Annotated in this window: 24 protein-coding genes and 1 tRNA gene; 11 read left to right on the top strand and 14 right to left on the bottom strand. The window is 58.9% G+C overall.

Annotated features, from left to right (window positions below; translation table 11 throughout):
* Nucleotides 1–15: 15 nt before the first annotated feature.
* The 3 genes from RLW41_RS07650 to wrbA all read right to left on the bottom strand — a co-directional run bounded on the left by RLW41_RS07650 (nucleotide 16) and on the right by wrbA (nucleotide 2,307).
* Nucleotides 16–642 (bottom strand): alpha/beta hydrolase, encoded by a 627-nt coding sequence (locus tag RLW41_RS07650; protein ID WP_414464113.1) that lies wholly within the window; start codon nucleotides 640–642, stop codon nucleotides 16–18.
* Nucleotides 639–1,574, bottom strand: a complete 936-nt coding sequence (locus RLW41_RS07645) for a ring-cleaving dioxygenase (RefSeq protein WP_414464112.1) — start codon at nucleotides 1,572–1,574, stop codon at nucleotides 639–641. The genes RLW41_RS07650 and RLW41_RS07645 overlap by 4 nt, the downstream gene beginning before the upstream one ends.
* A gap of 133 nt (nucleotides 1,575–1,707) precedes the next feature.
* Nucleotides 1,708–2,307, bottom strand: coding sequence for an NAD(P)H:quinone oxidoreductase (gene wrbA / locus RLW41_RS07640; RefSeq protein ID WP_414464111.1), 600 nt, complete (start codon nucleotides 2,305–2,307; stop codon nucleotides 1,708–1,710).
* 133 nt (nucleotides 2,308–2,440) lie between these two features.
* On the opposite strand from wrbA, the gene RLW41_RS07635 reads away from it, so the two are divergent.
* Nucleotides 2,441–3,358 (top strand): LysR family transcriptional regulator, encoded by a 918-nt coding sequence (locus RLW41_RS07635; RefSeq protein ID WP_013949871.1) that lies wholly within the window; start codon nucleotides 2,441–2,443, stop codon nucleotides 3,356–3,358.
* Between the two features lie 16 nt (nucleotides 3,359–3,374).
* On the opposite strand, the gene cobF is transcribed toward RLW41_RS07635, so the two are convergent.
* Nucleotides 3,375–4,139 carry a precorrin-6A synthase (deacetylating) gene (gene cobF, locus RLW41_RS07630; protein WP_414464110.1) on the bottom strand — a complete coding sequence of 255 codons (765 nt, stop codon included), beginning with the start codon at nucleotides 4,137–4,139 and terminating at the stop codon, nucleotides 3,375–3,377.
* Nucleotides 4,140–4,278: 139 nt separating this feature from the next.
* On the opposite strand from cobF, the gene RLW41_RS07625 reads away from it, so the two are divergent.
* Nucleotides 4,279–5,688 carry a DUF6513 domain-containing protein gene (locus RLW41_RS07625; RefSeq protein ID WP_414464109.1) on the top strand — a complete coding sequence of 470 codons (1,410 nt, stop codon included), beginning with the start codon at nucleotides 4,279–4,281 and terminating at the stop codon, nucleotides 5,686–5,688.
* Between the two features lie 12 nt (nucleotides 5,689–5,700).
* Here RLW41_RS07625 and RLW41_RS07620 read toward each other — a convergent pair whose 3' ends face one another.
* Entirely contained in the window at nucleotides 5,701–6,690 is a 990-nt protein-coding gene (locus RLW41_RS07620; RefSeq protein ID WP_414464108.1) for an aldo/keto reductase, read from the bottom strand.
* Nucleotides 6,691–6,836: 146 nt separating this feature from the next.
* Between RLW41_RS07620 and RLW41_RS07615 the strand changes: the two genes are divergently transcribed.
* Nucleotides 6,837–7,769, top strand: a complete 933-nt coding sequence (locus RLW41_RS07615) for a LysR substrate-binding domain-containing protein (RefSeq protein WP_414464107.1) — start codon at nucleotides 6,837–6,839, stop codon at nucleotides 7,767–7,769.
* Nucleotides 7,770–7,788: 19 nt separating this feature from the next.
* On the opposite strand, the gene RLW41_RS07610 is transcribed toward RLW41_RS07615, so the two are convergent.
* Complete coding sequence (locus RLW41_RS07610; RefSeq protein ID WP_409561274.1) at nucleotides 7,789–8,844, bottom strand: NAD(P)-dependent alcohol dehydrogenase; 1,056 nt, start codon at nucleotides 8,842–8,844, stop codon at nucleotides 7,789–7,791.
* A 493-nt stretch (nucleotides 8,845–9,337) separates the two neighbouring features.
* On the opposite strand from RLW41_RS07610, the gene RLW41_RS07605 reads away from it, so the two are divergent.
* The 3 genes from RLW41_RS07605 to RLW41_RS07595 all read left to right on the top strand — a co-directional run bounded on the left by RLW41_RS07605 (nucleotide 9,338) and on the right by RLW41_RS07595 (nucleotide 11,434).
* Nucleotides 9,338–10,528, top strand: a complete 1,191-nt coding sequence (locus tag RLW41_RS07605) for an MFS transporter (RefSeq protein WP_414464106.1) — start codon at nucleotides 9,338–9,340, stop codon at nucleotides 10,526–10,528.
* Between the two features lie 222 nt (nucleotides 10,529–10,750).
* Nucleotides 10,751–11,131 carry a hypothetical protein gene (locus RLW41_RS07600; protein WP_414464105.1) on the top strand — a complete coding sequence of 127 codons (381 nt, stop codon included), beginning with the start codon at nucleotides 10,751–10,753 and terminating at the stop codon, nucleotides 11,129–11,131.
* Nucleotides 11,132–11,357: 226 nt separating this feature from the next.
* Nucleotides 11,358–11,434, top strand: a tRNA-Met gene (locus RLW41_RS07595).
* A gap of 88 nt (nucleotides 11,435–11,522) precedes the next feature.
* On the opposite strand, the gene RLW41_RS07590 is transcribed toward RLW41_RS07595, so the two are convergent.
* Nucleotides 11,523–11,786, bottom strand: coding sequence for a hypothetical protein (locus RLW41_RS07590; RefSeq protein WP_414464104.1), 264 nt, complete (start codon nucleotides 11,784–11,786; stop codon nucleotides 11,523–11,525).
* Between the two features lie 680 nt (nucleotides 11,787–12,466).
* Between RLW41_RS07590 and RLW41_RS07585 the strand changes: the two genes are divergently transcribed.
* Nucleotides 12,467–12,853 carry a hypothetical protein gene (locus tag RLW41_RS07585; protein WP_414464103.1) on the top strand — a complete coding sequence of 129 codons (387 nt, stop codon included), beginning with the start codon at nucleotides 12,467–12,469 and terminating at the stop codon, nucleotides 12,851–12,853.
* 784 nt (nucleotides 12,854–13,637) lie between these two features.
* Here the strand turns inward: RLW41_RS07585 and RLW41_RS07580 are convergent.
* The 3 genes from RLW41_RS07580 to RLW41_RS07570 form a co-directional block, all read right to left on the bottom strand.
* On the bottom strand, nucleotides 13,638–13,955 hold the full coding sequence (locus RLW41_RS07580; RefSeq protein WP_414464102.1) for a hypothetical protein: 318 nt from the start codon (nucleotides 13,953–13,955) through the stop codon (nucleotides 13,638–13,640).
* Between the two features lie 155 nt (nucleotides 13,956–14,110).
* Nucleotides 14,111–14,314 (bottom strand): hypothetical protein, encoded by a 204-nt coding sequence (locus tag RLW41_RS07575; protein WP_409561268.1) that lies wholly within the window; start codon nucleotides 14,312–14,314, stop codon nucleotides 14,111–14,113.
* Nucleotides 14,315–14,350: 36 nt separating this feature from the next.
* Complete coding sequence (locus RLW41_RS07570; protein WP_414464101.1) at nucleotides 14,351–14,722, bottom strand: hypothetical protein; 372 nt, start codon at nucleotides 14,720–14,722, stop codon at nucleotides 14,351–14,353.
* Between the two features lie 345 nt (nucleotides 14,723–15,067).
* Between RLW41_RS07570 and RLW41_RS07565 the strand changes: the two genes are divergently transcribed.
* A complete protein-coding gene (locus tag RLW41_RS07565) occupies nucleotides 15,068–15,340 on the top strand; it encodes a hypothetical protein (protein ID WP_414464100.1) in 273 nt (90 codons plus the stop codon).
* 157 nt (nucleotides 15,341–15,497) lie between these two features.
* Here the strand turns inward: RLW41_RS07565 and RLW41_RS07560 are convergent, their stop codons facing one another.
* Genes RLW41_RS07560 through RLW41_RS07550 form a run of 3 tightly spaced genes read right to left on the bottom strand, consistent with a single transcriptional unit; the run spans nucleotide 15,498 to nucleotide 16,925 of the window.
* Nucleotides 15,498–15,755 carry a hypothetical protein gene (locus tag RLW41_RS07560; protein ID WP_013949821.1) on the bottom strand — a complete coding sequence of 86 codons (258 nt, stop codon included), beginning with the start codon at nucleotides 15,753–15,755 and terminating at the stop codon, nucleotides 15,498–15,500.
* A gap of 16 nt (nucleotides 15,756–15,771) precedes the next feature.
* Complete coding sequence (locus RLW41_RS07555; RefSeq protein ID WP_414464099.1) at nucleotides 15,772–16,230, bottom strand: hypothetical protein; 459 nt, start codon at nucleotides 16,228–16,230, stop codon at nucleotides 15,772–15,774.
* Nucleotides 16,231–16,289: 59 nt separating this feature from the next.
* Nucleotides 16,290–16,925 (bottom strand): hypothetical protein, encoded by a 636-nt coding sequence (locus RLW41_RS07550; protein ID WP_414464098.1) that lies wholly within the window; start codon nucleotides 16,923–16,925, stop codon nucleotides 16,290–16,292.
* Nucleotides 16,926–17,273: 348 nt separating this feature from the next.
* Here RLW41_RS07550 and RLW41_RS07545 point away from each other — a divergent pair, with 348 nt between their 5' ends.
* Nucleotides 17,274–17,429 carry a hypothetical protein gene (locus tag RLW41_RS07545; RefSeq protein WP_414464097.1) on the top strand — a complete coding sequence of 52 codons (156 nt, stop codon included), beginning with the start codon at nucleotides 17,274–17,276 and terminating at the stop codon, nucleotides 17,427–17,429.
* 79 nt (nucleotides 17,430–17,508) lie between these two features.
* Here the strand turns inward: RLW41_RS07545 and RLW41_RS07540 are convergent, their stop codons facing one another.
* Nucleotides 17,509–18,138, bottom strand: a complete 630-nt coding sequence (locus RLW41_RS07540) for an SH3 domain-containing protein (protein ID WP_409561264.1) — start codon at nucleotides 18,136–18,138, stop codon at nucleotides 17,509–17,511.
* Between the two features lie 281 nt (nucleotides 18,139–18,419).
* Here RLW41_RS07540 and RLW41_RS07535 point away from each other — a divergent pair, with 281 nt between their 5' ends.
* Both RLW41_RS07535 and RLW41_RS07530 read left to right on the top strand, forming a co-directional pair.
* Nucleotides 18,420–19,514, top strand: a complete 1,095-nt coding sequence (locus RLW41_RS07535) for a glycosyltransferase family 4 protein (protein WP_414464096.1) — start codon at nucleotides 18,420–18,422, stop codon at nucleotides 19,512–19,514.
* A gap of 77 nt (nucleotides 19,515–19,591) precedes the next feature.
* On the top strand, nucleotides 19,592–21,769 hold the full coding sequence (locus RLW41_RS07530) for a glycogen debranching N-terminal domain-containing protein (protein ID WP_409561262.1): 2,178 nt from the start codon (nucleotides 19,592–19,594) through the stop codon (nucleotides 21,767–21,769).
* Nucleotides 21,770–21,791: the final 22 nt, after the last annotated feature.

Here is a 21,791-nt window from a genome sequence, read left to right as displayed (position 1 = left end):
TGTCCTGTGCGGCCGTTAGAGATCCTTGAGGATCTTCTTAACGTGCTCGACCTCGTCCTGCACGATCGTGTGGCCCATACCGGGGTAGATGATCTCCGTCACGTTGCCGCCGAGCGCCTCAAGAACCTCCGCCGACTCGTTCACCCGCTTGAGCGGAATGTGAAAGTCGATATCGCTGCAACCGAGAAATACCGGCGTGCCCGCGAGAGAGCCTGCATAAGTCCGCGGCGTCCCTTCTGGTCCGATCAAGCCGCCGCTCAAGCCTGCGACGCCGCCGAAACGACGAGCGTTCCGGGCTGCGAACTCGAGCGCGAGGCATGCGCCCTGGGAAAATCCCAAAAGCACGATCTTCTCGGACGGCACGCCCTGCCGCTCGACACCCGCGACAACGTCCGAAAGCGTTTTCAGAGCGTTGCTGAGATGTGGCTCGTTCTGGGCAATCGGCGCCATGAAAGACTGCGGATACCAACTGCCCGAACGCGCCTGCGGAGCGACATAGGCGATGTCGCCGGCTTCGAATGCGTCCGCAAGGCCGAGCAAACTCTCGGCACTTGCTCCACGTCCGTGAACCAAGATCATCGCCGCACGGGCGGCACCCAAAGGTGCGCCCGCACGAATGACGTTTGTCGTCATTGTCGTCATGCTGCCTTCTCCAACGGTTGCAGCACTGCCTCGATTTCCTTCCGCTGCCCTTCAAGGAACGCCGGCAGTTTCAATGCCTGTCCCAAGGTGGCCACCGGCTCATCGACGGCAAAGCCTGGTTGGTCGGTTGCGATCTCGAAAATCACGCCGCCCGGCTCGCGGAAGTAGATCGACCGGAAGTAGTTGCGGTCCATCTGTTCCGTCGCCTGGATGCGATGGTTCTCGACGAGCCTCTTGCGCATCTCGGCCTGCTCTTCATCCGACGCCGCGCGGAACGCGACGTGATGGACCGAGCCCCGGCCCATGCGAGCCGCAAGAAAGCCCTTCGCCTCGTGGATTTCGACGACGCTTCCGGTTTTCGTGCCTTTCGCCACGAACCGCGTGACGTTGCCCTCGCCGCCCGCTTCCGTGAAGCCCAACACATCCGTCAGGATGGCGCCGGTGCTCTTCACGTCTTCAAGCAGCAGTCGGATGCCGTGGAACCCGCGAATGGCGTTTTCCGCTGCAACGTCACCGCCGGTCCAAGCGGCCTCGGCTTCGGCACCAGCCACGCCAACGAGTGCGAGGCTCATGCCGTCCGGATCCGTGAACTGCAGGACCGACTGTCCGAAGCGCTTCTCGATCGCCTCATGTGGCACGCCCTTCTCGACGAAGCGGTGTGTCCAATAGCCGATCGCGGTCTCGGGAATGCGAAACATCGTCTGCTGCGCCATCCCGACTCCATTCCGGCCCTTGGACGCATGTGCCCACGGGAAGAACGTCAGGATCGTGCCGGGCGTGCCGGTCTCGTCACCGAAGTAGAGATGATAGGTGCCGGGATCGTCGAAGTTGACGGTCTTCTTGACCAGGCGAAGGCCGAGAACGCGCGTGTAGAAGTCGAGATTGCGGGACGCATCGCCAGCGATCGCAGTGATGTGGTGAATACCAGACATGGCTTGTCCTTTCTCTCGTTCGCACGAGATGTCACTAGGTTGATCTGCTATGTGGAGGGTCGATCCGGCGCTTCAATCGGAGCCGGTGGAAGCGGACCGTCGCCAATTCGGCAACGGTCCGAATTAGTGAGGCTTACGCCTTCAGCTTGGCCGCGATCTGCGCGACGTGCCGGCCCTGGAACTGGGCGCCTGCAAGTTCGTTGGCGGAGGGCTGACGCGAGCCGTCACCGTTCGCGATCGTCGTCGCGCCGTAAGGCGAGCCGCCGGTCACTTCGCTGACGCCCATCTGCCCCTGGAACGAGTACGGCAGTCCGACGATCACCATGCCGTGGTGAAGCAGAACCGTATGCGTCGATAGGATCGTGCTCTCCTGACCGCCGTGCTGCGTAGCCGTCGATGAGAAGACGCTGCCGACTTTGCCGATCAGCTTGCCGCCGAACCAGAGGCCACCCGTCTGATCGAGAAAGTTTTTCATCTGGGCCGGCATGTTGCCGAAGCGGGTCGGCACGCCGATGATGATCGCGTCGTAGTTCGGAAGCTCATCCACCGTCGCAATCGGCGCCGCCTGATCGAGCTTGAAATGGGACTGCCGTGCAACCTCTTCCGGCACCAGCTCGGGCACTCGCTTGATCGTCACCTCGGCGCCGCCTTCGCGCGCGCCTGCCGCCACGGCCTCCGCCATCTTCTCGATGTGGCCATAGCTGGAATAATAGAGGACCAGAACCTTCGTCATATGCGTGCCTCCAGACACCTTGAAATTCGCTTTGTGCGGAGGCATCAGCCGTCCGACGTCCTGAATATGGCTCGTTGACAAAAATCGCTCAATATATCAATATACGAGCAATCTGTTTCCAATTTGGATACAAATGGACAAGCTCGACGCCATGAGAGCGCTGGTGAAAGTCGTCTCCAGCGGCAGCTACGCCGAGGCGGCGCGTCGCCTGGGGCTGACCCGCTCGGCCGTCAGCAAGGGCGTCATGGAGCTGGAGCAGGCGCTAGGCGCCCGCCTCCTGGACCGCACCACGAGGCGTGTGACCCCGACCGAAGCCGGCCTTGCGTACTATGAGCGCTGCGTTTCCATCCTCTCCCAGATCGAGGAAACCGAGGCCCAGGTCTCCCGCCTCCATGACGAGCCAAAGGGCATCCTGAAGGTCAACGCACCGATGTCGTTCGGCATGCTCTACCTCGGCAAGGCCATCTCCGACTTCATGACCCTCTATTATGACCTCAAGGTCGAACTCCTGCTGACCGACCGCTTCATCGACCCGCTGGAAGAAGGCGCGGACGTCACCCTGCGGATCGGGACGCCGACGGACTCGAGCCTCATCGCCCGCCGGATCGCACCGGCCCGGATCGTGATCGTCGCGTCGCCCGGATACCTCGAAAAACATGGAATGCCGCAGACGCCCGCCGAACTGGTCGATCACAAATGTCTGAGCTACGGCCACACCACATCGATGCAGCGCTGGCACCTGACCGAGAAGGGCCAGCCCGTCTCGGTCGCCATCGGCGCGTGCCTGGCATCGAACAATGGCGATGTGCTGCGCGATGCAGCCGTGCAAGGCATCGGCATCGCAAACTTGCCGACATTTATCGTGGGCCAGGACATTGCTGCCGGACGGCTGAAGCTCGTCCTTCCCGACAATCGGCCATCAGACCTTACCATTCATGCGCTCTACGCGCCGAACCGCTATCTGGCCGCGAAAACCCGCGTCTTCATTGATTTTCTCGTCGATCGCTTCGGCAAATCGCCACCCTGGGACGACTTCGAAGGTCAGCACTGACAAAAATTCCGCCTCGTCACGGCCGGGGAGGCGCGCGCCGAAGCAGGTAGGTGTCCATGATCCAGCCCTTCCGCGTCCGCTCTTCCGCGCGGGCTTCTTCGATTGCGTCAACGCATTCCTTCAGCTTGCCGGAGATCAAGACCTGATCTGGCGTGCCGAGATAGGCGCCCCAGAAAATCTCGACGTCCTCGTCGATCAGCGCACGAAGCCCTGAACCGTTATCGAGCATCACGACGGCCGTATCGACCTTTTGCGGCAATCCTTCGAGCAGTTTGCGGCCCGTAGTGATGTGCACCGGCTCGCCGATCGGATTGAGCGCGATTTTATGCTCGGCGGCCAACGCCTGGACAGCCGTGATTCCAGGAATGATCTCATATTCGAATGCGAGCGTTCCTTGCGCTACGATCTGGTCGATGACGCGTATCGTGCTGTCGTAAAGGGAGGGATCGCCCCAAACGAGAAACCCGCCGACCTCGCCGTCTTTCAGTTCATCCGCAATAAGCGAGCTGAAGATCTGCGCCTTCTCGCGATGCCATGCATGGACACCGGATTTATAATCGCCGCCCTGGTCCCGCACCGGCCCTGGAACCTCCACGATCCGATAGGACTTGTCCTCGATGAAGCGCTCGCAGATTTCCCGCCGAAGATTGGCGAGATCAGCCTTAACTTCTCCTTTGTCGAGAAAGAAGAACACATCGACCGCGTTTAGCGCCTTCACCGCCTGCATGGTGATGTAGTCGGGGTTTCCCGCGCCAATCCCGATGAGCAGAACTATCTTCATGCCAAGGCTTCTCCAAGGTGACGGGCGACGGAAACCGTAAATCTGCCGATTTGTCGATGGGGCACGTGCGGGACATTGCACGAGGCCGCATTCGGTGCCAATTCACGGGGGTTGAATTCGTAAAGGGAAATGCCCGTCGATGGCCAAGCGCATTGTGTTGGTAACCGGATCGCTGGCCGAGCCGCGCGTCAAGCGTGTGGCGGAGGAGCTGAATGATCCCGACCTGGAGCCGGTCGTCACTAATATCGGCGTCAAGGTCGCGGCCCTCATGACGACGGAAATCGTCGAGCGCCGCCTGAAGCTGCCCGAGCACGCCGACCGGGTCATCATGCCCGGCCGTTTTCGTGGCGATCTCGAACGCCTCTCCGACCACTTCGGTACACGCTTTGAGCGCGGCCCGGAAGAGATCGCCGATCTACCTGAGTATCTCGGCCATGCTGCGCGCAAGATCGACCTCTCCGAGCAGGACGTCAAAATCTTTGGCGAAATCGTCGATGCAACTCTGATGACGCCGGAGCAGATTGTCGAACGCTCGCGCAAGTATCGCGCCGACGGGGCCGACGTCATCGATCTCGGCTGCCTGCCGGACAGTCCGTTTCCACATCTGGAAGCGTCCATCGCGGCGTTGCATGCCGATGGTGCGAAGGTCAGCGTCGATTCCTTTAATCCGGAAGAGTTGTCGCGCGCCACGCGCGCAGGCGCCGACTATCTTTTCTCGCTATCCGAAAAGACGATCTCGATTGTCGACGAAGGTCCTGCTGCGCCGATCCTCATTTCGGCTGGTGCCGCCGACATGGATTCGCTCGATCGCGTCATCGATATCATGATCGCGAAAGGCCGCCCCTTCTACGCCGATCCGATCCTCGATCCGATCCACTATGGCTTCACCGCATCCGTCGCGCGTTATTACGACCTGCGCAAGCGCCGCCCAGACATTCCGATCCTGATGGGCATTGGTAACGTAACGGAATTGACCGACGCTGACACCACGGGCATCAACGCCATCCTGATGGGCATGTGCTCCGAGCTTCACATCACGGCAGTGCTTGCTGTGCAGGTGAGTCCACATTGCCGGACCGCGATTAAGGAATTCGACCGCGCCCGCCGCGAGTACTTCGCCGCTCGCAAGGCCAATGCACTGCCGCAAGGTTTTGGCTCGGGCCTCATGGCCTTGCGCGATCGCAAAGGCTTTGCTTCGACACCGGAAGAGATCAGATCGCTCGCGTCGGAAATTCGCGACCAAAATTATCGCATCGAGGTCGCGGAAGATGGCGTCCATATCTACAATCGCGACGGCCATCACGTCTCAGACGATCCGTTCCAGCTTTATCCGCATCTCGATACCCGCGCCGATCCCGGCCACGCGTTTTATCTCGGCGTCGAGACGGCACGCGCCGAAATCGCCTACCGCCTGGGCAAGCGCTACGCGCAGGATGAGCCGCTGGAATTTGGCGTCGTCGCCGAAACCAAAGGTTCCGCCGACGACGCTCACTTGATGAAGTTCAAGGAAGCGGGCTCCACCCTGAAGAAAGAGCCGAAACCCGAGTAGTCCGTTTCCTCGTTAAATATCGACGAACGACATCATCCGTTCCGTGTATCTCGCGCCCGCAACACCGAGCAACTTTGCTGCAGCGTCGAGACGATCGGTCTCATCGGTGGACAATTCAAGTTTCGCCGCGCCGAGGTTCTCTTCGAGATAGACGCGCCGCTTCGTCCCCGGAATCGGCACGATATGCGGACTGCAGCCGAGCAGCCACGCCAGGGCAACCTGTCCTGGCGTTGCATGATGGGCGACCGCAATCTCGCGTGCAATATCGGCGATTTTCATGTTCGCGTCGAAATTCGCGCCCTGGATGCGCGGATCGTTGCGCGAGCGATAATCGTTGGCCGGATAGTCTTCAGCACGCTTCGCTTTGCCTGTCAGAAATCCGCGCCCGAGGGGACTGAACGGCACGAGGCCGATGCCGAGTTCGAACAATGCTGGGCGAATGTGCTCTTCGATGCCGCGTTCCCACAACGAGTACTCGCTCTGTAGCGCCGAGACCGGCTGCACCGCGTGTGCCCGGCGGATCGTTTCCTCGCTCGCCTCCGAGAGGCCGAAATAAAGGACCTTGCCTTCCGCGATCAGCTCTTTGACGGCCCCGGCGACATCCTCGATCGGAACCTTCGGATCAACCCGGTGCTGATAAAGAAGGTCGATGCGGTCCGTCTGCAGCCGCTTCAGAGATGCTTCGACGACCTCGCGAATGTGCGCTGGTCGGCTGTCGGTTCCGGAGATGCCGTTGCTGTCGAATGTGAAGCCGAACTTCGTCGCGATCACGACTTGATCCCGCTTGCCCTTTAAGGCCTGTCCCAGCAGAATTTCATTGGCAAATGGCCCATACGCCTCCGCCGTATCGAGGAATGTGCAGCCCAACTCGATCGCACGTGCGATCGTCGCCGTCGATTCAGCGTCGTCCGGGACGCCGTACGAGCGGCTCATGCCCATGCACCCGAGGCCGATCGCCGAAACCTCGAGTCCTTGCGTGCCTAGCTTGCGTTTCTCCAGCACAGCGCCACCTCTCAACCATGTTCGGGAGAATTCGCGTCGAAAGCACAAAAAATCCGGCTTCCGCGAACATCGGCCACATTTAATAGCTGGCATGTGCCGATATAATATGAGGCAATCCGAATACCTCCTTTGGCTTTGAGTATATAATGCGCGGAAGCGAATTCGCTGAGCTACGCGCCTTCGTGACCATTGCCGAACAAGGCAATTTTGCGCGGGCGGCCGCTCATCTCAGAATTTCACCATCGACATTGAGCCAGACGATCCGCGAGCTGGAAAAGCGGCTTGGCGTCCGTTTGCTCAATCGCACGACTCGCAGCGTCTCTCTAACAGAGGCGGGGCAGCGCCTGCTGGCGCGCTTCAAGCCGGCACTTGAGGAAATGGAAGAGGCCGTGCGCGACGTGCAGAATTTGCGCGTCGTTCCCGCCGGTACGGTGCGGCTTCTCGCACCGCGCAAAGCGGCCGCCACGCTGATCGCCCCGCATCTGGGCCGGTTTGCGACCGAGCATCCCGATATCGTGCTCGATATCACCGTCGACGACGCCGTCATCGATATCGTCGACGAAGGTTTCGATATCGGACTTCGACTGGGTGAACTTCTCGAAGACGATATGGTCGCGATTAAGCTGGGTGACGATCTCCGCATGTGCGCTGTCGCATCGCCCGAATACATCTCGAAGCACGGCATTCCGAGAGATCCGAGCGAACTCAATAAGCACCGCTGCATCAATTGGCGGTGGTCGGGCCGGCGCGGAATCTACAACTGGGAATTCTTCAAGGACGGTAACTGGATGTCAGTGGTCGTCAACGGTCCGCTGACGGTCTCATGCGCCGAAATGGCGATCCACGCCGCAACGCAGGGCGTCGGCATTGCATTCTGGACGGAGTCGGACGTCCGACCTCTGATCGCAACGGGAAAGCTGGTGCCGATGCTGGAAGAGTTCTCGCCGCACTTTCCTGGATGGTATCTGACCTATCCGCGCCAAAGGGACATGTCGGCTGCTGTGCGCGCCGTGATTGATTTCTTCAGGGCTCGCAACATGCCGACACTTGCGGCAAGCAAGGCATTGGCGCCGGCTTGACCGGCCGGCGCCATGTGCGTCACTCGAACGTCGCCATGTCGATGACGAAGCGATATTTGACATCGCTCTTGAGCATACGATCGTAAGCGTGATCGATGTCCTTCATCGAGATCATCTCTACATCCGAGGTGATGCCACGCTCGGCGCAGAAATCGAGCATCTCCTGCGTTTCGGCGATGCCACCGATCAACGAACCGGCAATCGACTTCCGGCCGAAGATAAGAGGAAATACTGATGGCGAGGGATGCGGATGCTCAGGAACGCCCACGAGAGTCAGCGCGCCGTCCCGCTTGAGCAGATTGGTGAAAGCGTCGAGGTTATGCGACGCGGCCACCGTATTCAGGATGAAATCGAACGTGCCGGCATGCGCTGCCATTTCGTCGGCGTTCTTCGATACGACGACCTCATCTGCGCCGAGATCGAGCGCGGCCTGCCGCTTCGAGTCCGACGTCGTAAAGGCCACGACATGCGCGCCGAGTGCGTGAGCGAGCTTGACACCCATGTGGCCCAGCCCGCCAATGCCGACGATGCCGACCTTCTTGCCAGGCCCTACGTTCCAATGCTTCAGCGGCGACCACGTTGTGATGCCCGCGCAAAGCAACGGCGCCGCGGCCGCAAGCTGATCTTCTTTGTGCCGGACCTGTAGTACGAAGTGCTCATCGACCACGATCTGCTTTGAATAGCCGCCGAACGTATTGGGCAGTCCGCCCTTCGCCGCGCCGTTATAGGTGCCGGTGAAGCTGTGCGGGCCCTCGCAGTATTGCTCCAGATCGTGCTCGCAGGAGTCGCAGGTTCGGCAGCTATCGACCATACAGCCGACGGCGGCGACATCGCCCTCTTTGAACTTGGTCACGTCCTTACCGACGGCCGTGATGCGGCCGACGATTTCGTGGCCCGGAACGCAGGGATAAAGAATGCCGGGCCATTCGCCGCGTGCGGTGTGAAGATCGGAATGACAAACCCCGCAAAAGAGAATGTCGATCACAACGTCCTTTGGTCCGGGATTCCTGCGGTCGATCGTAATAGGCCCAAGCGGCGCCTTTGCTGCCGCCGCGGCATAGGCTTTTGTCTGCATGTTCGTCCTTTTATGATGCTGCCGTGAAAAGCAATAACTGACGCCGAAGCCGCGTCCGGCCGTTTTAAATCACCCGGGTAATTGTTATAAGCCGATTGCCGATTGCATCCGCCTGTGATGTGGCAGTGTCTACTGCGGCGGAGATTCCGGGTCAAACGGTTGGCTCCTCCTAGGTGGAGGATATTCACCGTCAGGAGAATGCGGCGCAAACCGAATGCCGTATTCGAATTATTGGGCATAATATCGTGCGCTGCTTCAAGCGCGACGCGAAGATATTTTGGCTTATCTCCCCGCCGAGGCGGAATTCGTCACATTGTTTAAGCGGGCCCGCTCGACTATCTGTTCGCCGCCCAGCCCGTGCGGCGAGAAATTGTCGCCATGCACCGCCTCTCACGAAGCTCTGGACGCAAATTCCGGATAAGCCGGATGTCGTTTGCAAGGAACGATGCGTGGGCTGAATCGTCATTGAAATCTGATATCAGCGAGTTGTCCTTTGAACGTCCAGACGAAAGACAAGCGCACCGCCGAGCCTTCGGCTACGCTCATCACGATATTTGCGATTGCTGCCGGAGCGCTCGTCGCCAATCTCTATTATGCGCAGCCGTTGATCGCAGAGATCGGCAAAGAGATCCACATTACGCCCGATCTTGCGGGTTCGATCTCGAGTATCACTCAGATCGGGTACGGCGTTGGCTTGTTTCTGCTCGTCTCGCTGGCCGATCTCGTCGAGAACAAGCGCCTGGTCCTGACGCTTCTGACTTTGACAACGGTAGGTCTTGTCGGCGCGGCCACGTCAGAATCCGCGCTTCCGTTCTTTGTGGCGTCGTTCATTGTCGGAGTGTGCTCGACGGCAGCGCAAGTTCTCCTGCCATTCATCGCCCATCTCGTTCCCGAGGCCAAGCGAGGCCGCATCGTCGGCAATGTGATGGCCGGCGTTTTGACCGGCATCATGCTGGCGCGCCCGGCCGCGCTTTTCATTTCGGCGCATTTCGGTTGGCGCGCAGTCTTTTGGTTTTCGGCGATATTGATGATCGCGATCGGTTCGACGCTATTTCGAATAATGCCGAGCCATCGCCCGGCAACCGGCAAGCATTATTTCCATATTCTGCAGTCGATGGTCGGCTTGTTTCGCAGCATGCCGATCCTGCGCGAGCGGGCGTTGTATCAAGCGCTGATGTTCACTGCATTCAACATGTTCTGGACGGCAGCCCCGATCATGCTCGCCGATCAATTCGGTATGAGCCAGCAGAGCATCGCGCTTTTTGCATTGGCAGGTGCCGGCGGTGCGTTGGCTGCGCCGATTGCGGGGCGCTTTGCCGACCGCGGCTATACGCGCATCATGACGATCGGCGCCATGTCGGTGCTTGCTCTCACCTGTTACGTGGCGGATTTGGCGGTCGCTTGGCAATGGCTCGCAGCCCTTGTCGTAGTCACGATTTTTTTTGATGCTGCTATTCAGACCAATCAAATCACGAGCCAGCGCATCATTTTTTCGGTGCCCCAAGAAGTACGCGGCCGCGTAAATGCGATTTATATGACGATCAATTTCATTGGCGGCGCTATCGGATCAGTGCTCGGAACAATTACATTGCATTGGGGCGGTTGGTCGACGACGGCCGCAACGGGCACCGCAATCGGAATTATATTGCTGCTGATTTTCTTTGTGGCCAATCGCAGCCGGTAATCCGTTTGTGCCCAGAATTGCAAAAACTATAACGGGAGGGGGAACGCACCTGGAATCTCAGATTGTGGGTTAGAGCGAAATGGAGCCGAGAATAATGGCTGAATCAAAAAAATGAAAATTTGTCGCCCAATTGTATTGAAATGAATTGAAATTAATCTTTTGTTAACCGAAACACTGCGGACTCGAAATCAATGGACATCTCTTTCATATCGGATTGAACCCGTGAAGATACCCCGGCTTTTCCCCACTCTCGTCTTGTCCGCCGCGCTTTCGCTTTCAGGCGCTCAGGCTGGTATCGCGCAGAGCCTCAGCGACGCCGCTTCCTTGGCCCTAACCGGGGGCTGGTCGACGGGCTATATGGGATTGGGAGGCAATCTCGGACGCGCGATGGAGCATCGCCAGCGTCACCATCATCAGGCGAAGGCGGTTAGATCCGCAAAGTCCAGTCGGACGGCACACCGCGCGACGCATCGGCAGGCAGCCAGTGTGCAGCCCGCCAGCTACCAGCCGAAGCGTCGGGATACGCCGACGTACCTCATCGCCCAGGCGCTCGACCAATCGGGTCTGACGGTCAACACGCTGCGGCTTCAGCACTTCCCCTGAGCCTCGTCAGCCGGCGGCTCAACAAGCCTGTGCCATCATTGAGCGATTGGCGCAGGTGCGCGCGAGGCCCGTAATTCGGGCCTTCTCAACAGGATGCCGAAGAATTTCGACGTTGGGGGTTCCCAGACGTTTTTTTTGTGCTATACGGCCCTCCTGCCGCTCCAACGAGCGGCATTGTTTATCCGGCAAAGCGCATATGTCTTGAAGACCTTGCGTTTTTTGGTGACGCGGGGTGGAGCAGCCCGGTAGCTCGTCAGGCTCATAACCTGAAGGTCGTTGGTTCAAATCCAGCCCCCGCAACCAATCACTTCTCGCAATTTTTTCACGGCGATCTCGCGCCGTTTCGGTGAGGAAAACGCGCGGAAGGCCGTTTTGGCTTTCTCGTCCGGATCTAATGCGCTGACCGTAAGCCGGCTGCGTTCGGAGCGCTCGACACCGGGCGATCCAATGTCTGGTCTGCCACGGTCGTCACCGTGCCGGGATATCCCAGCCGAATAATTACGCCGAGCAGCGCCACACCGAATGCAGCCCCCAAGAGCATCATCGGCAAGCTTGAGCCGACGTTGTTCGCACTTTCAAATGCGTCGTCGTCGCTTTGCCGATCCGGAATGCGCGTTTCGGCTTTGGAAGAATGCGGATCTGCCCACAGAGCCATTTTCGCCTCCATTGATCGGCCGCTGATCGTTACCGAAGTCCAACGTTACCCGTGAAATGCCGCTTTGGATCGAATAATCCGCAGGCATCCTAAATCACGACCGCCGCGGCGTGTGCGGGTCGCGTTCCAACATCATCCGAATAACGTCGAGAGCGCTTTGTGATATTTGCAGATATTGCTGCGTCTGATCCGAGCTTGCCTTCATACGCTCGGCGAACGACAGGACCTGTCTGGCACGAATGTCTTTTGACAGGCGAAAATCGACCCAGATTACATTGTCTCGAAACATGACGCACAGCTCACACGTCGGCGGCCTTTCTACCCAACGTGCAATCAGTATGCCTCGTTCCCACGCATTGTGAATACTGTCGAAAGCGCCAGCAAAACGCCGAGTTGTTTTTCGCGGTAGCGAGCGTGTTTGCTGCGCATGCGAACAATAGCGGCGTCTCTGGTCGCCGTTCAATGTGAGCCAAATACTGAGATTGCGAGGGCACGCACGTCGCGCGTTCCACAAGACGCCCGCAGTTTTCGGGTGCGGAGCGGGTTCATGGCCGATCTATCCACAATCGGCCCACAGTTATTTGCTTAACTGTGCGGATCGTGAATTGGCCGTCGTGGCCTCCCGGTTAGACTGGCGCGGGATCTGATGAGCAAGGAAGTTTGATAAACGCGGGGTAGCGGTGGGGGATGACCTCAAAGCAATCGTAATTTCCGGGCGCTTGAGTGAAGCTGCCAAAGGCCGCGCTTATGCGTTCGAGGCCTTCTCCGCCGCCTTGGCGTTCATGCGATCCGCAAAAGCGGTAACCGTCATTATCGAGTTCAGCGTTGAGACCGACACGCTTGATTTCTACGATGCTGTGAAGGTCCTTAAGGTGCCCGTCGTCTTCTCGGCAAACAGCCTCCAGCCCTCGGAATTTGCCCAGTTCGGGATAAAGGCGGCCGACGTCGTCTATCCGGAACGCCGCACACGGCTGGAGGGCTTCGCCGATTATCGCCCAAGGCCCGGTATTCGCGGCTCCTCGACCACCATTCGCCCGATCAAGTCCCGCGTGTTTTCCGAAGCCTGAAATGGTGCGCCACGGCAGCGGCAATTGTGTCGCCGACCTATGTCACGCTCGAAGAAAGCCTTAAGACAAAAAGGCGAGGGATCTGCTACGGTCGGCCGTTCAACGCCAACGCCCAGCACGAGGCACCATGCATCGCCACGTCAAGATCCTTACCGTCGCTTGTATTTTGATCGCAATCGGCTTCGTTGCTGGCCGCTATATCATGTACACGGATGTCGCCCATTACGACGGCGACCATCCTTGAGGCCAATCGGCCTTTCGCTAAGAACGCCTATCCGCGGGGCGTGCCAGCGTCCATCATCACAGTTGCACGGGGCATGTTCGGCCTCTCGTGATCGAACAGGCGCCACCCGATCACAACCGTGACGGCGATAAATCCAAGGATGCACAAAGGGAGCAATCCCTCTTCGCGCGCGTTGATTTTGTCCTCGGACTGGCGGGTAACAGTCATCGCTCTTGTCCCATCTTTTCGATCGGCAACAGCTATCCCACTACCGCCCGGCCCTTCAGCCGAGCGCATACGAAACGCAACTGTCGCCACTGCAATTTTTAAGAGAGAACCCCCGAGGTCCGCTCAAACTTTCCGCCCCAATCCCACCACAGGGGTGCCGCTATCGCAACACACAATTTATTTCAAAACATAAGCCTTGACGGCCGCAAAATCGCGCAAATGCGCGTCGCGGCGTGAGGATGTTATGACGTTGGAGACGATAAGGCGGTTTGATTTTGCGGGCTTGTTAGGTCGGGTTCGGCGGCGAAATGCCGGACCATACCGTCGGCGGCATTAGCACCAACGGTGATTAGAAAGGCAGCGGCGATAGGCGTGTCCGACCCATCCCCACCGACTGGCGCACATGTGCTGTACGCCTCTGCAGCCAGCGTAGCCGGATTCGTAGTAGCTCGAGTTGAAGGCGTAGCTATAGGCGCGGGAATATTCGATGCCGTACGGCGGTCCGCTATAGCCGCGCCAGCTCTTGCGGATCCAATGGGTTTTCTGAGCCAATCCCGGATGCGCAAGCCCGCCAAGAGCGAACGGACCAGCCGCTGCCGCATCTGCAGCGAGAAGGCACGCTGTAGCGGCAACGATTGCGATTTTCTTCACGACATCTCTCCGATTGGAAGGCAGATCTCGTCGGAAGTGTCGGCGAAAGATATTGCCGTCGGCCTATAGAGTGTCCAAGCGCCCCAGTTATTTATGCGCGACGGTTTCCGCGTCGCGAATACGCGAATCAAAACGAGACGATGTTTCCTATTCCGCTATCTCGGCTGACTGGCAGGAGGAGGCGCATCTGAGCCGATGCCCGTGGCCGATGTCTCGACCCGAGGATTCATCTGGCCGTAGTAATAGGCGCCGGAACCGAGCGCAAAAGCGGCCAGTAGCACGATCACCAGCACATTGAGCGTACGATCGCTGGTCCGCACCAAGTCATCGAGCGTCCTGTTTTCATGCCAGAAGGCCATGGCCAATCTCCCTGCCAATCTCTCTTGCGATTGCTGTCAGTGCGCATGAGGCTGAGGAACTGAGGGTGCCTGCGGCACAGTTATGGCCGGTCGCGCGGTCAGCTCGGTGACGCCGCTGTCCGTCAATATGCGCCCATACATCAACAACGAAATCAGCCCGACGCCGAGAACCAGCACGCCCAGCAGGCCAATCAGCGACACGATCCGCGCCGCCCGGCGCGCATCAGCTTCGTCGGCGACGTCAATGAAATCGTGATCATGATCAATCGTCATGAGTACGTCCTCCATACGTCTATGGAGAGCGTAACGGCTCATGTCGGCGGTGGGTTCCGAAAAGTCGAAAATGCCCCTGAAAATGCAGAAGAGAGCGGCATTGGAAACCGCTCTCTTCTTGAGCTTGTCGCTCAATGGACAGAACCATTTGGGGACGGCGCGGTTCTGTCTGCTGCCGATGACACCTCCGGGGTAGAGGTTGACCCTGTAGATCCAGGGGCAACAACTACTCAGCACACGCGCTGCTGTCGGCGTGTGTTAAGCAATCTGATTTGGGTCACCGCGGTCAAGTCCACATGCGCAAAATTCGCTATGCGCCGAGCTACAACCAAAAGCGCGCGAGCTGGCCACCGGCAGTCGGGCTCCTTACGAAAACGTATAGCGAATCCATTGTTTTGTTCATCTTGATGACAGCAAGAACAGGGTACCAGAGGGCATCAGGCAATGTCAGCAGACGTTGCAAATCCTATGGAGCCCACGATGAACAAGACCCTGATCGCGGCAGTCGCCGCTGTTGCCACGATGCTCGGTGCTGGCGTTGCCAATGCGGCAGAAGCCACGAAGCCGGTCCACCATCATCATCACGCCACGAAGCATGTCGCCACGAAACACGTTGTGCACAAGCACGTCGCGACGAAGCACACCGCGAAGAAGCATGTCGCCTCCAAAAAGACGACGAAGAAGCACGTTGCCTCGAAGCACACGAAGAAGCACGTCGCTTCCAAGAAGCCGGCCAAGAAGCACGTCAGCTAAGCTACAAAAACAGGTGCGCGGCTGAAGCCTCGCACCTGTTTTAATCTCGAATGGAACGAGCATTCATATCGTTGCCGAAACATCGGCAACTTTCTTTCGTCATGTGACGTCGGCCCGATGAAGAGCCGGACCGTACGTGGGTCGTCGATCGACCGCTTTAGTCGCGCGCGCTTTGCAGGATCGCGTCGCTCAGCATCTGCGATAGGCCGATCAGCTCGTGAAGGCCCGTCTTGTCGTCTTGCAGAATGCCCAGCGTGACGTTCTGACCGTCCGCATCGACGCTCGCATAGCAGATTGCCTTAAGCTCTCCGCACTCAGCGCGGGCAAGCAGCTCTTTGAGTCCGACAATCAGCCGTTGCTTTTCCTCCAACTCTTTCTTTGCGCGTTCACCACTTAGAAGAACCAGATTTCCCATCTGCTCACCTTCCGCATCAGCCACAGAAGTTCAGACCGACTCCATGCTGGCACGCATTGGGCGCCTTCGTCTTTAGCGCATGCACAATTTCACCACCCATTGCGGCCATAGGACGCCGGTTGCCGCCACAAGTGTTACGCGGCGGACTCGGGGGCGGTCCCGCCGGGCCAAATGAAATCATCGTTATCGCTGGCAACGGAACCGCGGTTATCCATTCGCGTTTTGTGTGACGGAGCCGGTCGTGGAACAGCGCTCGAAAGACGCTTTCCGGGATGATTCGGCGAGCAAAACGGGCTTTGGAAGTTTTCGCATGCACGGCTGTTACAGCTCGGATGAGTTGAAATCTCTCGTTCGCATCTTGAACGATATTCTGGCTCAGGCACGAACGCGTCGCCCCGATCTCGCAACTGACGACATTGTCGAGCGCGTTTTCTCGCTCGCAGATCGTGGCGAGCGCGACGCCCGCAAACTGCATCAGGCCGTCTTCGGCGCGTCAGACATCCGCGTCCCGCGCCGCCCCGCGCGGATCCCTGATCACGGCTTCGGTCCAAAAGGCGATGGCCACAGGGACGGATTGGTCAGTAGGTCGAGGAAGCCGACTTTCGTGCCGATCGCCGCGAGATCTTTTCCCGATCCCTTCTGACCGTCTGCAGTTCCCTTGCCTGTTTCGTCCGTTTGCATGGCGACGCCACGCGGGACTCGATGTCGTTTTTCATTTGTCGTCAAGCGCCGTCGTGATGATGCGCGCGCTTTGCTGTTGCCGTCGGCCTGTCGTGATGCGAGCACGAAGGATCGCGAGCTGTTCGTAGTGACGATGTGGGGCGGATCGACAGCCGCCACAGGCGCGTGTGCCTGGACAGACGCAGGGGGCGTTGGCTTTGCTGCCGGAGCGGGCGTGGTTGTCGGAGGCGAATCGTCTTTCGCGATCGAATTTGTCGTGATGTCGGTAAACTTCGCGCTTAAGGCTTCGGCAGCGCGCCGCGCCGCTGTCGCCGACGCGCGATTGTCGTTGAGCGCCGTGGTGAAATTTCCGCGTCCTGAATTCGGCACGAAAGCAGGGAGCGCAGTGTCGAACGACGTCAGGGGAAGGGCGTCGTCGGCCAGTGCCTGGGCGGCCTGACAGCCCGCGAAGGCAATTGTCAGCAATAACCTAGATGCAATGGGCGTCATCGTTCGTCCCCATGCTCCCCGCCCAGCATTTGGGAATGCAAGCGCGGCAACAGAAAGGCCGAATTTCTTCTCAGACCGACGTTTATTGGAGCGATAGAAGGGGTACTATTCCCGGCAGCCTGGCAATCGCCACGTCTGAGCCACATTCCCGACCAGAAGTCCTCCCCGAGTGAATCGCGGCTCTCCGAGAACGGGGAAATCTAGTACCCAAGTAAACAGCCGCAGCAAGGGGTGGAGGGGAACGACGTGAAACGAGCGATTTTATTCTTTTCGGTAATCTGCGCGCTTGCCGGACCGGCATGTGCGCAGATGCGTTTCAATCAAAGACAGTCGGATACGAATCCCGCGATGGTCAGAGTTCCACCGTCGAGTCTGCCCGGTGCAGGTCTCTCCGGTTCCGCGACGTCGTCGACGAAATCGACGTATCCGAAGCCGATTCGACGTGAGTACGATCCGAACTTCATCGATCCGACGGCGAGAAATCGGAACCTGCGCAAGTACTAGCTGTCTCGGCAGTATCAAAAAAAAATCACTCGGAAGAGATAATCTTCCAAGTGATTTTGTTTTCTTCTGATGATGGGCGTTAGCGGCGATCGTCGGGCCGACGATCATCATGGCGGCGATCATCGTGCCGGGGGCCGTCATTGCGAGGGCCGTCGTGACGCGGTCCATTACCCCAGTTTCCCGGCGGACGGTGCCAGCCTGCACCCGGCGGCGGCTTCATGCCACCCGGAGCGCGATAGCCGGAACGCCACCAACCGGCGTGACGGGGACCCGGAGGTGGTGCGCGCCAGCCGGGACGCCCGTGGACCCGGAATCCAAACCACCGTGCTCTGTCAGCGTACCATGGGCGGCCGACGTAATAGCGGTTCCAATAGTCCGACGCTACGAATGCCACGACGGGAATGCCGAACGCTGCCACGCCGACATCCGGCAAGAGCGTCGTCTGTCCGCGGTAGTCGAAGCCGAGGTACTCGCTGTAGACCCAGCCGCGATTGGGACCCCAGATCACATCGCACCACGATTCATCGCGCAGACAACCGCGGACGTCGACGGGCGCACCTTCCGGAATGACGCCGACGCTCGGAAATTCCGTGTCCGGCCCGGTCCGCATGTTGACGTTTGCCGTGGAGTAGCCTGGCGAGGCCTCAGCAGCCGCGGTGCCCAGCGTCAGGAAGACGGCAAAGGCCCCCGCAAGTTTTCCTATTCTCATTACAGCTCCTCAATCGGAATGGTGTGCTCTCTTCAATCTGAAACCATGGCAACGTCATGACTATCGCATCATTTGAGCAATGCCGCCTTCCGCAATCTTCGCTGGCTCGCCGCCGTCTGCTTTGACGAGCACGGAACTCGGCCAACGAATGTGCGATGTGTGCGGCGATGGCCCTGAACCGGTTCTGAACACTTTTTCGAACATCGAGTCGCACGGGGAACAGGGGAACGATAGCCGTGGGGCTGCGTTCAACTTCCGGATCGAGACAAGGGCCGAAATCAATGAAAATTGCGCAAGTCGCTCCCCTTATCGAAAGCGTTCCGCCGAAGCTTTATGGCGGAACCGAACGTATTGCTTCGTATTTAACGGAAGAGCTCGTGGCGCAAGGTCATGACGTCACGCTTTTCGCCAGTGGCGATTCCGTTACGGCGGCCAACCTCATCCCGTGTTGCGATGTTGCGCTCCGTTCTGATCCTAACGTTAGGGATCCGCTGCCCTATTACATGATGATGATAGATAAGGTTCGCCGACTGGCGTCCCGTTTCGACGTCATCCACTTTCATATCGATCAATTTCAGTTTCCGCTCTTTCGTTCTATCGCCGACAAAACGATCACGACCTTGCACGGTCGCCAGGATCTGCCCGACCTGCAATTGCTCTATCGCGCATTTCCGGAAATGCCGCTCATATCGATTTCGGATTCGCAGCGCGCACCGATCCCTTATGCGAACTTCGCCGCCACGATCTATCATGGCATTCCACAGGAGCTCTATCAGCCGACGTTCAATCCGCGCGGCGGCTATCTCGCGTTCATTGGACGCATTTCTCCGGAAAAACGCTTGGATCGCGCCATCGAGATCGCCCGCGCCGTCGGCTTTCCGCTGAAGGTCGCCGCCAAAGTCGATGCCGTCGACGTCGAATATTTCGAGCAGGTCATCAAGCCGCTGCTGCAGGGCGACGACATCCAATTCATCGGCGAGATCGGTGATTGCGATAAGGCGAAATTCCTGGGCGAAGCTTCGGCTTTGCTGTTCCCGATCGATTGGCCAGAACCTTTTGGCATGGTCATGATCGAGGCTATGGCCTGTGGAACGCCGATCTTGGCATTCGATCGCGGATCGGTTCGCGAGGTCATCGACGAAGGTGTTACGGGGTTTGTCGTCGAAGACGTTCAAAGCGCGATAGCCGCGCTGCCGCGTGTTCTCGCGCTCGACCGCGTTCGCGTTCGCCAACAATTTGATGAGCGCTTCACCGCTGCCTCGATGGCGATGAATTACGTCGATATTTACGCCCGCGCCTTCGCGGAAACAGATCGCGCGTTGGTACCGGTGCGGGGCGACGACGTCGCAATAGGGCAGGAAACACTCGTCAATTGATGTGATCGTTACTATGCTCATTGAGGAGCGTCTGCGATTGTAAGAGTGGCGCGATATCTTCGGAAGGGAGTGGTTCGATGGCAGTCGCGCCATCACGGCAGTCCGATCATGATGAAAACGAGATCGAACGGATTCATGCGGAAGCGGATAGCTCTCCGCGCACGCACGAAACGCTAAAGCATGACGATGCTTTCGCCGTCGTCGATACGCACGGCGATGTTGGCGCATTCGGCAATCACGTCGACGGCTTCTTTTTCAATGATACGCGGTATTTGTCGCGGCTTGAGCTGCTGATTGCGCGCCATTCGCCTTTGCTGCTCGGTTCAACGCTGGACAGCAAGGACCTGCAGCTGTGCTGCGATCTGACCAACACCGACGTCTTCGCCGAAGGCACGCTCTGGCTTCACAAGGATGTCGTCCACGTCTTTCGGACGACGTACGTGCGAGAAGCGGCCCTGCGTCAGCGTTTGGTCTTCACCAATCACTCCAACGTCGATTTGATGCTGCCGGTGTCGCTTATCTTCGATGCCGACTTTGCGGATATTTTTGAAGTGCGTGGGATGCGCCGGGAGAAACGCGGCAGTGTCAAGCGCGTCGTTGATGCGCCGAACTCGGTCCGCTTTGTTTACTCCGGCTTGGACAACGTCGTGCGGCAAACGACGATCCATGTCGATCCCGAGCCGGCATCTCTGAAAGAGACCTCGGCCTTCTTTCATCTGCACATTCCGGCCAAGCAATCCAAACGCGTCTTCATAACAGCAAGCGCCGGAACGGATCGCAAGCAGCCGCCGTGCTCCTACGTCAAAGGTTTGCGCGATGCTCATCGCGCGCAGCGCCGCATCGAGCTGGAGGCCGCAAGCATACGCGTATCCAATTCGGAATTGGATCAGGTGCTGTCCCGCGCGCTCGCTGATCTTCGGCTTCTGGTCACGGAAACGGAGGATGGCCCATATCCCTATGCCGGAACGCCCTGGTATTCGACAACGTTCGGACGCGATGCGCTCATTACGGCGCTGCAGGTGCTGTGGCTCGACCCTTCGATCGCGCGCGGCGTCCTGCGTCGTCTCGCACGCTATCAGGCAGTCGAGCACGACGCAGCAGCCGACGCGCAACCGGGAAAAATTTTGCACGAGATGCGAAACGGCGAAATGGCAGCGCTGCGCGAAATTCCGTTTGGCCTTTACTATGGCAGCGTCGATTCCACGCCGCTGTTCGTCGTCCTTGCCGGAGCTTACGTCGGCGTCACAGGCGACACGAAGATCCTGAATGAGCTTTGGCCGGCCATTCTGAAGGCGCTCGAATGGATCGACGGTCCGGGCGATCCCGACGGTGACGGTTTCGTCGAATACGCGCGGGAAACCGAAGCGGGGTTAGCGAACCAGGGATGGAAAGACAGCCACGATTCCGTCTTCAACTCTGATGGTTCGCTCGCGCAAGGCCCGCTCGCGCTCGTCGAGGTTCAGGGCTACGTCTATGCCGCCAAGATCGCCGCGGCGCGAATGGCGGATATTCTTGGACATCGCGAACTCGCAGAAAATCTTCGTGCGCAAGCAGCCATGCTTCAGCAGAGATTTGAAAAGGAATTTTGGTCGCCGGAAATCGGCACCTATGCCATCGCGCTCGATGGTGCCAAGAAACGCGTCGCGATCCGCTCGAGCAACGCCGGCCATATGCTGAGCACGGGCATAGCATCTCCCGATCGCGCCTGCAGTGTCGTCCAGCAGATGTTGTCGCCAGGTTTCTTTTCCGGGTGGGGCATTCGCACGATCGCGACCACCGAAGCGCGATACAACCCAATGTCCTACCACAACGGCTCGATCTGGCCGCACGACAACGCCATGATCGGCGCTGGCTTTGCGCGCTACGGACAGACGGAGCGCATCGAGCCGATTTTCGACGGGTTGCTCGACGCCGCGCTGAAGATGTCGCAAGGCCGGTTGCCGGAGTTGTTCTGCGGCTTTCGCCGTCGGCCGGGACGCGCACCGATTCTTTATCCCGTTGCGTGTTCGCCGCAAGCCTGGGCCAGTGGTGCCATGCTCCATATGGTCAGCTCGCTGATGGGCCTCGAAATCGATGGCGCATCGCGCACCGTCACGTTGCGCTCACCGCGCTTGCCGCTTCGAGCCGGAGAAATTGAGCTGCGCAACATTCGAGCGGGCGAAGGCTCTGCCGATTTCGTCTTACGTCGCCACCACGGCGTCGTGACGATTGACGTTACCAATTGCCGTGGCGGCGCCAAAGTCGTCTTGGCTTGAGCTGAACATCGGCGTCCGAGTG

It is taken from the genome of Hyphomicrobium sp. DY-1 (assembly GCF_047497105.1).
Taxonomy (GTDB): domain Bacteria; phylum Pseudomonadota; class Alphaproteobacteria; order Rhizobiales; family Hyphomicrobiaceae; genus Hyphomicrobium_B.
The sequence above is the reverse complement of the archived record's forward strand: the minus strand, read 5'-3'. Positions and strand labels throughout refer to the sequence as shown.

What these genes read in the sequence shown, in the direction of transcription:
- RLW41_RS07545 (WP_414464097.1), top strand. Translation starts at nt 17,274, where the DNA reads ATGGTCAGAGTTCCACCGTCGAGTCTGCCCGGTGCAGGTCTCTCCGGT.
- RLW41_RS07535 (WP_414464096.1), top strand. Translation starts at nt 18,420, where the DNA reads ATGAAAATTGCGCAAGTCGCTCCCCTTATCGAAAGCGTTCCGCCGAAG.
- RLW41_RS07550 (WP_414464098.1), bottom strand. Translation starts at nt 16,925, where the DNA reads ATGACGCCCATTGCATCTAGGTTATTGCTGACAATTGCCTTCGCGGGC.
- RLW41_RS07610 (WP_409561274.1), bottom strand. Translation starts at nt 8,844, where the DNA reads ATGCAGACAAAAGCCTATGCCGCGGCGGCAGCAAAGGCGCCGCTTGGG.
- RLW41_RS07645 (WP_414464112.1), bottom strand. Translation starts at nt 1,574, where the DNA reads ATGTCTGGTATTCACCACATCACTGCGATCGCTGGCGATGCGTCCCGC.
- RLW41_RS07555 (WP_414464099.1), bottom strand. Translation starts at nt 16,230, where the DNA reads ATGCAGTTTGCGGGCGTCGCGCTCGCCACGATCTGCGAGCGAGAAAAC.
- RLW41_RS07540 (WP_409561264.1), bottom strand. Translation starts at nt 18,138, where the DNA reads ATGAGAATAGGAAAACTTGCGGGGGCCTTTGCCGTCTTCCTGACGCTG.
- RLW41_RS07625 (WP_414464109.1), top strand. Translation starts at nt 4,279, where the DNA reads ATGGCCAAGCGCATTGTGTTGGTAACCGGATCGCTGGCCGAGCCGCGC.
- RLW41_RS07650 (WP_414464113.1), bottom strand. Translation starts at nt 642, where the DNA reads ATGACGACAATGACGACAAACGTCATTCGTGCGGGCGCACCTTTGGGT.
- RLW41_RS07575 (WP_409561268.1), bottom strand. Translation starts at nt 14,314, where the DNA reads ATGGCCTTCTGGCATGAAAACAGGACGCTCGATGACTTGGTGCGGACC.
- cobF (WP_414464110.1), bottom strand. Translation starts at nt 4,139, where the DNA reads ATGAAGATAGTTCTGCTCATCGGGATTGGCGCGGGAAACCCCGACTAC.
- RLW41_RS07635 (WP_013949871.1), top strand. Translation starts at nt 2,441, where the DNA reads ATGGACAAGCTCGACGCCATGAGAGCGCTGGTGAAAGTCGTCTCCAGC.
- RLW41_RS07590 (WP_414464104.1), bottom strand. Translation starts at nt 11,786, where the DNA reads ATGGCTCTGTGGGCAGATCCGCATTCTTCCAAAGCCGAAACGCGCATT.
- RLW41_RS07565 (WP_414464100.1), top strand. Translation starts at nt 15,068, where the DNA reads ATGAACAAGACCCTGATCGCGGCAGTCGCCGCTGTTGCCACGATGCTC.
- RLW41_RS07560 (WP_013949821.1), bottom strand. Translation starts at nt 15,755, where the DNA reads ATGGGAAATCTGGTTCTTCTAAGTGGTGAACGCGCAAAGAAAGAGTTG.
- wrbA (WP_414464111.1), bottom strand. Translation starts at nt 2,307, where the DNA reads ATGACGAAGGTTCTGGTCCTCTATTATTCCAGCTATGGCCACATCGAG.
- RLW41_RS07530 (WP_409561262.1), top strand. Translation starts at nt 19,592, where the DNA reads ATGGCAGTCGCGCCATCACGGCAGTCCGATCATGATGAAAACGAGATC.
- RLW41_RS07615 (WP_414464107.1), top strand. Translation starts at nt 6,837, where the DNA reads ATGCGCGGAAGCGAATTCGCTGAGCTACGCGCCTTCGTGACCATTGCC.